At 44.8% G+C, this 12,391-nt stretch carries 11 protein-coding genes; 7 read left to right on the plus strand and 4 right to left on the minus strand.

The genetic code is table 11. From position 1 onward, the window contains the following. Positions 1–228 precede the first annotated feature (228 nt). Positions 229–1,239, plus strand: a complete 1,011-nt coding sequence (fbp, locus tag AB4307_RS18085; RefSeq protein WP_017633404.1) for a class 1 fructose-bisphosphatase — start codon at positions 229–231, stop codon at positions 1,237–1,239. An 87-nt stretch (positions 1,240–1,326) separates the two neighbouring features. Here fbp and AB4307_RS18090 read toward each other — a convergent pair whose 3' ends face one another. Genes AB4307_RS18090 through tamA form a run of 3 tightly spaced genes read right to left on the minus strand, consistent with a single transcriptional unit; the run spans position 1,327 to position 7,200 of the window. Then, the gene (locus AB4307_RS18090; RefSeq protein WP_017069403.1) at positions 1,327–1,683 is read right to left on the minus strand and encodes a gamma-glutamylcyclotransferase family protein; all 357 of its coding nucleotides are present in this window, start codon (positions 1,681–1,683) and stop codon (positions 1,327–1,329) included. Between the two features lie 49 nt (positions 1,684–1,732). After that, complete coding sequence (tamB, locus tag AB4307_RS18095; RefSeq protein WP_372128572.1) at positions 1,733–5,491, minus strand: autotransporter assembly complex protein TamB; 3,759 nt, start codon at positions 5,489–5,491, stop codon at positions 1,733–1,735. Further along, positions 5,488–7,200: an autotransporter assembly complex protein TamA gene (tamA, locus tag AB4307_RS18100; RefSeq protein WP_017063725.1), complete on the minus strand. Its 1,713-nt coding sequence runs from the start codon at positions 7,198–7,200 to the stop codon at positions 5,488–5,490. The genes tamB and tamA overlap by 4 nt, the downstream gene beginning before the upstream one ends. Positions 7,201–7,395: 195 nt before the next feature. Here tamA and msrA point away from each other — a divergent pair, with 195 nt between their 5' ends. After that, positions 7,396–8,025, plus strand: a complete 630-nt coding sequence (msrA, locus tag AB4307_RS18105; RefSeq protein WP_017058899.1) for a peptide-methionine (S)-S-oxide reductase MsrA — start codon at positions 7,396–7,398, stop codon at positions 8,023–8,025. Positions 8,026–8,135: 110 nt separating this feature from the next. On the opposite strand, the gene ytfK is transcribed toward msrA, so the two are convergent. Continuing rightward, entirely contained in the window at positions 8,136–8,336 is a 201-nt protein-coding gene (gene ytfK / locus AB4307_RS18110; RefSeq protein WP_017080878.1) for a stringent response modulator YtfK, read from the minus strand. 253 nt (positions 8,337–8,589) lie between these two features. Between ytfK and AB4307_RS18115 the strand changes: the two genes are divergently transcribed. The 5 genes from AB4307_RS18115 (at position 8,590) to AB4307_RS18135 (ending at position 12,385) form a co-directional block, all read left to right on the plus strand. Next, on the plus strand, positions 8,590–9,141 hold the full coding sequence (locus tag AB4307_RS18115) for a YtfJ family protein (RefSeq protein ID WP_017063723.1): 552 nt from the start codon (positions 8,590–8,592) through the stop codon (positions 9,139–9,141). Positions 9,142–9,232: 91 nt separating this feature from the next. Next, the gene (locus tag AB4307_RS18120) at positions 9,233–9,523 is read left to right on the plus strand and encodes a DUF2607 family protein (RefSeq protein WP_017063722.1); all 291 of its coding nucleotides are present in this window, start codon (positions 9,233–9,235) and stop codon (positions 9,521–9,523) included. Between the two features lie 40 nt (positions 9,524–9,563). Next, on the plus strand, positions 9,564–10,271 hold the full coding sequence (gene zrgA / locus AB4307_RS18125; protein WP_136981963.1) for a zinc uptake protein ZrgA: 708 nt from the start codon (positions 9,564–9,566) through the stop codon (positions 10,269–10,271). 141 nt (positions 10,272–10,412) lie between these two features. Next, a complete protein-coding gene (locus AB4307_RS18130; RefSeq protein WP_017058894.1) occupies positions 10,413–11,129 on the plus strand; it encodes an ABC transporter ATP-binding protein in 717 nt (238 codons plus the stop codon). Further along, positions 11,126–12,385 carry an ABC transporter permease gene (locus AB4307_RS18135; protein ID WP_017067558.1) on the plus strand — a complete coding sequence of 420 codons (1,260 nt, stop codon included), beginning with the start codon at positions 11,126–11,128 and terminating at the stop codon, positions 12,383–12,385. The genes AB4307_RS18130 and AB4307_RS18135 overlap by 4 nt, the downstream gene beginning before the upstream one ends. Positions 12,386–12,391 lie beyond the last annotated feature (6 nt).

The raw sequence follows: 12,391 nt of genomic DNA on the forward strand, positions 1-12,391 counted from the left end.
AAAACGGCTTGCACTCATTATCATTAAATGGCGATTAAAAGCGAGCGGCAATGCAAAACAAATTGAGTCGACATAGTAAGTGAGATCTGTGTCGCTTAGTTCATTACCATTAAAAAGATCTAACCTTTAGAATTTAGGTAAGCGTCTAGATGAATAAAGCCCACTCAAGAGGCCGAATCTACAGTGCTCAAATCCCCCCTAATATTGAGAGAAGTTTAAGGAAATAACATGTCTGAGATGCGCACCCTTGGTGAGTTCATTGTTGAGAAACAGAGTGACTTCCCCCATGCAAGCGGTGATCTATCATCCCTTTTGTCGTCTATTCGACTTGCTGCAAAAATTGTTAACCGTGAGATCAACAAGGCTGGCCTAGTCGACATCACTGGCGCTGTTGGTACAGACAACGTGCAAGGTGAAGAGCAGCAAAAGCTAGACCTTTACGCGAACGACAAATTTAAAGCGGCTCTAGAAGCCCGTGACCAAGTTTGTGGTGTTGCAAGTGAAGAAGAAGACGAAGCTGTCGCCTTCAATAAAGAGCTCAACAAAAACGCAAAATACGTTGTACTGATGGATCCACTAGATGGCTCATCAAACATCGATGTAAATGTATCGGTTGGTACAATTTTCTCTATCTACCGTCGAGTATCACCGATCGGTACACCACCAACACAAGAAGATTTCTTACAGCCCGGACACAAGCAAGTAGCCGCGGGTTACGTGATTTACGGTTCTTCAACCATGCTTGTATACACAACAGGTGCTGGCGTAAATGGCTTCACCTACGACCCATCACTGGGTACCTTCTGCCTATCTCATGAAAACATGATGATTCCAGACGAAGGTAAGATTTACTCAATCAACGAAGGTAATTACATCCGCTTCCCTACGGGTGTTAAGAAGTACATCAAGTACTGCCAAGAAAATGAGCCAAGCGACAATCGCCCTTATACATCACGTTACATCGGTTCTCTAGTATCAGATTTCCACCGTAACCTTTTGAAAGGCGGCATCTACTTGTACCCAAGCACGCAAAGTCACCCTCAAGGTAAACTGCGTCTGCTTTACGAGTGCAACCCAATTGCTTTCCTTATGGAACAAGCGGGCGGCATCGCTTCAGACGGTGCTCAACGTATCATGGATATCAAACCAACTGAGCTGCACCAACGTGTACCTTTCTTTGTTGGCTCAACAAACATGGTTCGCAAAGTAGAAGAGTTTCTTGAGCTGAACCCTGAGTAGCCCTCTCATTTCATTCTCAAACTAACGCTATTAAAAAGCCAGCACCTCAGTGCTGGCTTTTTGTTGTCTCGTAAGGTGATTAACTAGTTAGGAATCATTGTTCCGCTGACACCAGTTACCCGAAAGTATTTCTTTATTAGCTGTTAGATCAAGCTGATACAAATATACCCATGCTAATCCAAATATAGTCTCTATTTGCTCGCGACGATACTCAACAGGAACATCTTCTAGCCGATCGAGCGACTCTAAAATTTCGTCGTTAATGATATAGACCTCACCAGCGACACTTTTCTTTCCCAAAATCATCGCCGGATAGGCACCTAAATCAAAAAGTGCGTATTCCTTAGGTGTATCAAACTGCCCTAATAAATCGCAGCCCTGCAAATAATGGTGATTGGACTGACCTTGCCTCAAGGTTCCATAGACAAAAACAAGATGCTGCATACTCACTCCCTAGCATTCGTCACCCGCGAATCAATCGCCGCTCAAAGTGTTACTCAAATTCAAATTGATAGAGAAGATCCACAGCACTGTCTAGGCCAGAAACAGCTTCAACATAGAGATCCTGCATCAATCGATAACGAACGGTAAACTCACCTAACGAGTTAAAGATACCCACACCATACTTCACCTGTAAGCCAGGCAGGATGTAACCACTTACCGTCACTTGAGAGTCATCGCCAGAGCCTGCAGTATCCAGTTGCAAGTCCTTTACACCAAAGGCTTCACCGATTTCACCAACAACCTTACCACTCTTCGCTAAACTCAAACCGATTAAAGTCGTTGTCATCGAACCGCTCGACTCACCGTCGATATCTTGGCCACGCAAAATATAAGACAGTGCGTTCGCTTGTGGCATCGCTGGGTCAGAATAAATCTCGATGGTAGGCTCTGTCGCAGGGCCAGTCACTCGAATACCAGCGGTCACGTCATCCTGAGTATTATCAGGATTACGAATCGCGTTGATGGCTACGTATGGCTGATCCGGTGGTCCATTCATTAGGATCTTACCCTCTTCGATCAAGAGGTCTTGCCCGAATGATTGATAAGTACCATCGACGATGTTCACTTCACCTGTAATAAATGGACCTTGGTCTTTTTGAGCCACGTTGAGCTTACCGACCAAATCACCTTCAAGACCGAAGGCAGACAGTTTAAAGTCATCACCAATGGAGATATTAATATTCGTCATCACATTGAATGGAATCGTATCTTCGTTTTCTGGCTCTAGATCTTTATTCAAAATAACCTGATCAGAAGAGACGCCAACCGCTGACGGTGGTAAATCTTCAACAACAATTCGTCCCCATGGTAATGCAATATCACCGGTGATTTTCGCCAGATCTGGTGTGACATCAATAGTCATATCAGGTACGACCTTCACCTTAACCATCGGTGGGATATCAACCATCAACTCATCAGCGAAAACTCTAACGTTCGAGTGCCATGCTTTAAGATCTTGCCAATCTCCGGTTCCCTCAATATCAAGGTGACCATCAGGCGTTTCGACATTCGCATCCAGTTTTGCACTATAACCATCAAAGTCGAGGTCGATGCGGCCATCTTTCACATCAACAGGCGTAACATCGCCTTTGACTTGAATACCACCAACAGAGAATTGGCCAAAGACTTGAGGGTGCATCAGAGAGCCTTTAACTTGAAGATCACTCTCAAGGTCGGCTTTCAATAAGCTGTATTCACCTAGAATTGGTTGTAAGAAATCAAGATGGAACGTGGTCAGCTTAATTGCCGCATCGACCATTTTGTCTTCGGCAAGAATATCCGGTAACGACACCGTGCCAGACAGGTCACCATTGTCGGAAACATCCAACTTAAAATCGGCATCCAGTTTGTTGTCTTTCAGTTGGGCATTCAATGCAACGCTTTCCCAACCCAGTGTGATTGGCTCACCCACTTGTTGAACAACCTGACCTTTCGGCATATCAACGCTTACCGTGACTTCAGGCTCATCTTGTTCAGACCACTTTGCATGAGCAGTCGCATTGACTAAGCCCTGTAATTGCGTCTCTTTAGGCACAAAGGCTTTAATCTGCTCGAAATCGAATTGATTGATGGCTACCTTGGCCTCACCCGATTTTCCGACACGAACGTCTTCATCCAAACACACGCTCGAACCCGATTGTTTCCAACAGTGCGCTTGAACATCGGCAAACTGTTTATCAACATCCGCATTTATCGCGACAGGTTGCTCTAACACCCAAGGACCTTGCTGAGTGGTGATTTTGACTCTGTCTAACGATCCATACCAAATAAGAGAAGGCTTTTGAATCAACTCTCCGGAAATAGCTAAGCTTGTAGACACGATGTCGGATATCACATCAAGTGTCACTGTGTGTTTCTTCTCACCACCACTCACCGTGAGATCAATGCTTTTTACGCTCTGATCTTGATAGGTTAGGTTGTTAGCTTTTAATTCAAGATCAGCTTGAGCTTCAGGCAATGGCAGAGGAACCACAGAACCATTAAGCGACAAGGATTCTAGTGTTGCTTCGTTATTCCAATCTACCTTATCCACATTTAGAGCGAGATCGACTTCAGGCTTTTTCGTTGGACCACTGAGCTGGATGTTACCAATCACTTTACCTTTCAAATCAGGGACGCTTTTTACAAGCTCAGGGAAGTGAATCTCAACACCCATGTCCCATTTCTTATCAAGCTCACCCTGAGCCTTAATCGAGTTAACACCGTGAGCTAAGTTCAAACCACTGGTTTTCAGTTTTGGTTCACCGCTCGCGCTGCGATCCGACGCTGACAACTGACCTTCGATATCCAGAGGGTATTCTCGCAAGATCCCTTCAATATCCAATTTAGGCAGTTCAATCGCCCAGCCGCCCGCTTCCGTCAACTCACCTGAGGTGACGATGTTTCCACTAATGTTGCCCTCAGCTTCTGGCCACTGCAGACCCGGTTGAATATCTTTGAGTGTCACGTCAGCTTGCCAGTTAACGAGACTCTTCCAGTTCGCTTTAACGACACCGTTAAGCTCACCGCCTAGCGTGTTGAGCTTTAGACGCTCGAGAACAATTTGTTCCGTCGTGCCTTTACCCTGTAGATCGATGGCTAATTCAGGGATTTCCTTACCATCGGCTTCACCTTTAAGAAGAACATTAAAACCATCTAGTGAGCCATCAGCTTTAAATTGCTCAATTGTCGCTTGGTAATCGCTTTTTCCGGTAAGGGGCCACTGTGCTTGTCCGCCCTCTAAAAGAAGGTCAAATGGCAGAGTCGGTTCTAAGGGTTGAATATCCCCAGACAACTTTGCCTCAATCAGCTCAGAAAATTGGGAGTCTAGGTTTAGCTTAGCCACGCTGCCTTGTGCTTTCAGAGACAACTTCTGCCCAACAAGGTCGGTTTCTTTCACCAACGCATCCAAAGAAAGTTCTAGCGGGTAACCGCCCTTGAGCTCAACCTTCGTGGTTAGATTGGCGCTTGCTTGTGGCATATCGAGTTCGAGAGTTGAAACATCAACCGTGTGTTTGCCCGCGCGAGCTTCTAGCCCAAGGTGGTTAACAACGATTGGTGTTTCTTGTTCTAAGGTGAAACGGTTGAGGTCAAAACGCTCCAACACAACCTGCAGAGGAATCCAGACTTCCGGCAATTCGATAGCCGTTTTAACGGCAGCTTTTGGCTCAACCTTTTCTGCTTGCGGTTCTTCTGTCGACTCAGCGAGTTTAACCTTAAGATCATTGAATAAGGTTGGCGATACAGTTAGCTTTTCGCCCTGCATACTCAAAGCCGTAGAGAACAAGCTCCATTCAATTTCATGCCCTAAGATATTCAACTTGATATCAGACAAAGCGATACGGTTGATTACGATTGGCAACGGTGTTTTTACCGATGTTACGGGCGGAGTAGGTTCTGTTTCTTCTGTAGAGGCCGGAGGCAGTTCAGTAAATGCGAAGTCCAATCCTTGAATCGCTAAACGATCGACACACAACTTAGGGTCGAGCAGACAGCGAGGATTAATCGCCAAGTTCAGCTTTTGAACTTTGGTGTCTATATGCAGGCTGTCATCTTTAAACTGAACATTATTAAGCGTAAAGCTCGGGAACAGAGCCCCTTTAGTGCTTTCCACTTTAAGCTGTGGCAACGCTTTTTCAGCGCCCCACAACACAGTGTTCAACCCTGGATTGGTGAACAAAACAAAACCTAGCAAGGCTATCAACAACAGCAAAATAGACGTCAATGAGATCGACGTCCACTTGATGTACTTGCCCATCACTTTGATCATAATTCTGGCCCTAAACTAAAGTGTAACTGGAACTCATCACCTTTTTCTGCATCTAGACCCCAAGCAAAATCTAAACTCACTGGACCAACAGGTGACGCCCAACGAACACCGACGCCGGTGCCGTGTTTCCATTCGGGTTTGTCATTAAATGCATCACCAATGTCGTAGAATGCTGCGCCCCACCAGTTTCCAACCAAGCGGTATTGGTATTCAAACGAGCTGGTTGCAATGAATTTGGCACCCGTTAGTGCGCCACTTTCATCTCGAGGAGAGATCGACTCATAACCATAACCACGAATGCTATTGTCACCACCAGCAAAGAATCTTAGGGAGGGAGATAGCTTATCAAACTCGTCGGCAAAGTTGCCGCCAAATTGAAGTCGAGTTAAGCCTCGGTGATTGTCGCCAATGCTTCGAATCCAAGCGGTTTGACCTTGAAAACGAACAACCTTAGTTTCAGATAACAAGGTATCATCACCCGCTTCAACCATAATGGTTTGTTTATCGCCCCACATCGGCATCGAACCGCCTCGCGTTCGAGTGCGTGAGAAAGAGATACCCGGCAGCACAAATTGCGCTAAATCATCCTGCAAACCTTGCTCATAGTTTTCGACCAAGTATCGAATGAAGACCGTGCGTTGCCAACCGTTATCCAGTCGCCAATATCTTTCTAGCGCTAAGTTTGACTCCAAACTCTTGGTATCACGATTATCCAAGTTTTTCATACCGTACTTAACTTGATAGTAGTCGTTCAGCACGTCATCCAGAGGGATTTTATAGGTAGCGGTAATCGTCTGTTCAGGTTTAGAAATCGACAGGCTGCTATTGAAGCTATGGCCTTGTTCATTAACCCAAGGTTTTTTCCACTTCAGAGTGCCTTTTACGCCAAGGTCGGTGGATACACCGATACCCGTTTCGATTTGGTTACGAGCTTGCGGAGCAAGGCTAACCTTCATCGGGATCTCTCGGCCTTCGCCTAACTGGCTTAAATCTGGTTCAACAAATACCGAGGAGAACCAATCCGTATTGGACAGGTTTTGGTTGTACTCACCGACTTTGGTGATTGAGTAAGGTTCGCCATCCTCAAATGGTTTAAGTGACTGCACCTTATCTTCTTCTATCTGGCTACCAGTAACCTGAGTAGTACCAAAGTGATAGCGGATACCACTGTTATAATGAAGACGAACATAAGCGCGGTTCAATTCAGGAGCGACTTCTAGCTTACTAAGATCATAAGCACCATCGAAGTAGCCTTTCGCTAAGCCAAGGTTGCGGATCGACGATTTCAAAGAGTCATAATTACCATGATTCAGAGTCGAACCTTTAGACAAGCTACTCTTCGCTATCAAGGCTAAAAAGTCTGGGTCATCCTTGGCTTCACCAGTTAGAACGATATCTGAAGTATAAATAACAACAGGCTCTCCCGGCTCAACCGTAACGGTCATTTCGGTATCATCTTCGGAGTGAGTAAATGTGATTTTAGGGTGGTAGTAGCCTAACGCATTCAGGGCTTCTTTAATCATAGATTCCAAGCGGGATTGGAATCTTAGTGAAACCGAATACTCTTCTTCAGGGATCGCACTCAGATAAGCATCAACATTATCCTCAAGCGCTCCATCTAGCCCTTTGATTTCAAGGGAAACGTCAGCGAAAGCGAGCGTCGATGACAATAGAGTGCCAATCAGAACTGGTAAAGTTTTTCTTATCATGTTTAATTGGTGAAGAAGTTATCAATACGTTAATAAGTGAAAAGAAATAATACCGCTAAATAGGCATTGAGTCTGTAATAAATCCTGGAATAACACGGTCTAATTTAAAGACTTATTCAATATTGACCAACAGTTAATATGAACCCACGTTAAATAAAAGCCAGCGCGGTAAACGTATGCGAAAAGGAATATAACATGCTAAACAAACAACAACTGGTTTCTGCAGCAACCGCACTACCGGGAAATGCTGACCCAATTCGAATCACTGAGCGCCATTTCGTCAATCAAACCGACCTGCTCGATGCACCCACGGGCTCTCAACAAGAAGTCCTGTTTGGTATGGGGTGCTTCTGGGGAGCTGAGCGTTTGTTTTGGCAATTGGATGGCGTTATTTCAACATCCGTTGGTTACGCTGGCGGATACACAGTTAATCCCACTTATGAACAAGTATGTACTGGGCAAACCGGCCATACCGAGGTCGTTCGTGTCATATTTGATAGTGAACAAACCTCTCTAGCTCGAATACTTGAAACCTTTTGGGAGCGTCATGACCCAACTCAAGGGATGCGCCAAGGCAACGATTTAGGGACTCAGTACCGTTCTGCGATTTACACCTTCAGTGAAGAACAACAATCTATCGCTGAGCACTCTAAACGTGAATATCAACGAGCAATGACTGAATCTTTAGGCAACGAGATCACGACGGAAGTTCTGCCTGCTGGAAAATATTTTTTCGCAGAAACCTACCACCAGCAATACCTAGCTAAAAATCCGAATGGGTATTGCGGGTTGGGTGGAACAGGTGTGTGCTTCCCTCCACAATAAAGTGCCGTTCGACATACCATCGTGAACGACACGCATTAAAAAAGGGCTTCCATCAGGAAGCCCTTTTCATTGTTAATCTATTCGGTGCAAGACAAATCGATAAAGCTCAGTTACACCGGCAACGCTGCAATGGTGCCGTTAACTTCTTTAAAAATAGTGAGCTTTTGTTTGTCTGAAACTTCAGGAAGTAGCACCTTGCCTTGGTCGAAGCGAAACTCTCCAATACCTTCAATAGCAAATTGGCCTTTGAACAGGACTTTAACGAAACGCGCCACCTGACGTGGACGGTAAGTAGAAAATTTTCTTAACATAATACAACCTCAATTCCATTTGAGTACTACAGTCACATACCTGAACAGCGTCGCTGTTCAAAGCACATTTAATCGCTAATTCCTTTAGCAAACAGCAAGATAATCTATTGTTCATCTTGATATTGATGCATTATACCTTTTGGTAACAAGCCTGCAACTTCTTTCTACGTCGTACGATAAAAAAGTTAAAGAGGCATTTTTCAAATTTCATATTATACTTCCTGTGCAAACCAATAAGCGGAACAAAAATATAATGAAAAACAAAACTCTACTGGCTTTTCTAGCCGCAGCCTCTCCACTCTTCGCCAATGCTCACAACCTATCAGTAGGCGCTACCCTGCCTGCCGTCGATGTGAGTAACTATGGTGAGATTGTTCTAAACGACGGAAATACTGGATATCAAGCTTGGGCAACCAATGATCTTCTAGGTAAAGTTCGCGTCGTTCAAGCTATCGCTGGCCGCAGCAGCTCTAAAGAGCTCAACGCACCACTGATGGCAGCCATTACCGCATCGAAATTCTCAGAAGACAGCTACCAAACCACCACTATCATCAACCAAGATGATGCGATTTGGGGTACTGGGTCTTTTGTTAAGTCCTCTGCCGAAAGCAGCAAAGAAGAATTTCCATGGTCTTCTATGGTCCTAGATGAAGACGGCGCCGTTGCGTCAACATGGGCTCTAAAAGAAGAAAGCTCAGCGATTATCGTTCAAGACAAGCAAGGTAAAATCTTGTTTGTAAAAGAAGGTGCATTAAACGAATCAGAAGTCACTCAAGTCATTGAGTTGATTAAAGCGAGCCTTTAATAAGATATTCGCGTCTTTTTCGAGACCTAACCAAAGGATATTGTTATATTATAACAGTATCCTTTTTTTAATTCTGTGGTTAATCATCCTGATGTGGCAAAACACACCCAACAATGTGAAACGCAAAACAGGCTTCTTGCTTGGGCTTATGCTCATGTTAAGCGTGTTAGCCGCAACACACATTGTGGATATCGCACCAGAGCACCACACTTCACACCATTGTGAGCTGTTTTCGCTTAATCAGTTCATCACAGCGCACTCACTACCACAGATTCCAGAGTTCCATTCGGAATTTACTGTCGCTATTACAGAGTCAGTAACTTCACTACAGCGGCTATATTTCGCTTATTTGGCACGCTCACCTCCTGTAAATATCGCTTAATTACCACTACTTTTTAATTAACCTTTATTCAGGAAAAAACATGAAACCTACTTTTTTAGCCGTTGTTATCGGCATGACTGTCTCTACAAATGCTCTAGCTAACGAAGAATTCCGCTCTCATGATGCACACGTACATGGCCAAGTTGAAGTAAACATCGCGCAAGATGGGCAAGAATTGCTTGTTGAAGTAACAGCTCCAGGCGCAGATGTGGTTGGGTTTGAACATGCTCCAAAAACTGCAGAACAGAAGAAAGTGTTTGAACAGGCTATCGCACAATTAAACAAGCCAGAAGAGCTGTTTAGTTTTAACAATGCGAGTTGTACTCTGAAGTTCAAGTCAGTAGCAAACACCTTAGAAGGCGGTCATGACGACCATGAAGGCCATGACCATGCGGAACACGGTTATGGCGACCACAAAGACCATGATCACGCTGAACACGATCATGACGACCACAAAGACCATGACCACGCTGAACACGATCATGATGACCACAAAGACCATGACCACGCTGAGCACGATCATGATGACCACGAAGGTCACGACCACCACGATCACTCAGAAGGTGGCCACGGTGAGTTCACTGTTGAGTACCACTATGAATGTTCAGATGTTGCTAAGCTAGACACAGTTAGCACTCAGTGGTTCTCTAAGTTCAGCAACACTGAAAAAATGACGGTGAACCTACTAACAGACACAGCTCAAGTACAAGAAGTGCTTAACGCAGAGCGTATTAGTTTCCGATTCTAATCACTCCTAGATCGGATTAAACGTAAAATAAACAGCCAGGTAAGTCATCGCTTACTTGGCTGTTCAAATCGGTGTGTTCCTGGGAATTTATGTTTCAAATTACTGTCCAGTAGATACACCGCTTTAATTATTGGAGCTAGCATGTCTTCTGACAGTTCATCACTTGTGGTCAAACTCGAAAATATCAGCTTTCGTTGGAAGCCTGAATTACCACCAACGCTAGAGATCCCCTCTCTTCACATCCAAGCCCAAGAGCACCTTTTTATTAAAGGGCCAAGTGGTTGTGGAAAATCAACTTTGTTAGGGCTACTGACCGGAATCAACCAAGCTGAGCAAGGAGAAGTCTCTATCCTTGATCAAGACCTCACTCAGCTTACACCTCGTCAAAGAGATAAATTCAGAGCCGATCATATTGGTTATATTTTCCAACAATTTAACCTGCTTCCTTATCTATCAGTTATCGATAACGTGACGCTTCCTTGCCAGTTTTCACAGATTCGTAAACAGCAAGTCGCTGAAAGCCAGAAAAGCTTACAAGAGACGGCTCGAGAGTTGTTACTCAGATTAAAACTACCTCAAGCTTTAATGGACAAGCCCGTTACCGAGTTAAGCATCGGTCAACAACAACGTGTTGCTGCCGCTCGTGCTTTGATCGGCCAACCCAAAATCATTATTGCCGACGAGCCAACCTCGGCTTTGGATCATGACAACCGAGAAGCTTTTATCGAACTGTTGTTAGAACAAGCCAACCAGGCAGGTTCTACTCTTATCTTTGTTAGCCATGATCCAACACTAGAAAAGTTGTTCACTCGAACCATAGATTTAAAAACCGTTAACCAAGCTAAGGTTGTCGTATGAAAGTAATTACTCACTTAGCCTTAAAAAGCGTACTCAACCGTAAAGCCACAGCCATTCTAACTATTCTCACTGTGGCTGTATCCGTCATTCTATTACTCGGTGTGGAACGTGTAAGAACCGAAGCTAAGAGCAGCTTCGCCAATACGATTTCAGGTACTGACCTTATCGTCGGTGGCCGCTCTGGTCAGGTAAACCTGCTGCTTTATTCCGTATTTAGAATCGGTAATGCGACCAACAACATCGACTGGAAAAGCTATGAAGAATTTAGCCAGCACAACGCTGTAAAGTGGGCGATCCCAATATCATTGGGCGATTCACACAAAGGCTTCCGTGTGATGGGTACAAATCATAGTTACTTTGAAAACTATCGCTATGGAAGTAAGCAATTACTTACTTTCCAACAAGGTAAAGAGTTTAATCAGCTATTTGACGTAGTGATTGGTGCCGACGTCGCGAAGAAGCTAGATTACAAAATAGGTGATCAAATCATTCTTGCGCACGGTATCAGTGATGTTGCGTTTAGCCGTCACGATAATCTGCCCTTCAAGATTGTGGGAATACTCGCGCCAACAGGAACACCAGTAGACAAAACCGTACACGTATCGCTAGAGGCAATCGAAGCAATTCATGTTGGCTGGGAATCAGGTGCCAACCTCGGGCACACACCGAATGCTGAAGCGCTAAAGCAACGTGACTTCCAACCGAAGCAGATTACCGCGATGATGGTTGGCCTTAAATCGAAGATCCAAACCTTCGCACTGCAACGAGAAATCAATAACTACCGCCAAGAACCTTTAAGCGCCATTATGCCGGGCATTGCGCTTCACGAATTGTGGGGAATGATGGCTGTAGCAGAACAAGCATTACTGATTGTTTCAGGGTTTGTTGTTGTCGCCGGATTATTGGGTATGCTCAGTAGCCTACTCACTAGCTTGCAAGAAAGGCGTCGAGAGATGGCTATCCTACGTGCGATGGGCGCAAGACCTCGTCATGTGTTTGGTTTACTGATCAGTGAAGCCAGTGCACTAACCTTCCTTGGCATTACATTAGGTGTTGCAGTGCTGTTTGCGCTGATCGCAGTGGTTGCTCCTATTGTGCAACAAAGTTATGGTATCAACATATCGATATCCGCAATCACACCGCATGAGTGGAAACTGCTTATGCTGGTACAAGTTGCCGGAATCATTATCGGCTTTATTCCCGCTTTCAGGGCTTACCGCCAGTCATTGTCTGATGGCATGACGATTCGAATCTAAAATAGG

The sequence above is a fragment of the Vibrio sp. 10N.261.52.C2 genome, from assembly GCF_041471425.1.
Classification (GTDB): domain Bacteria; phylum Pseudomonadota; class Gammaproteobacteria; order Enterobacterales; family Vibrionaceae; genus Vibrio; species Vibrio crassostreae_C.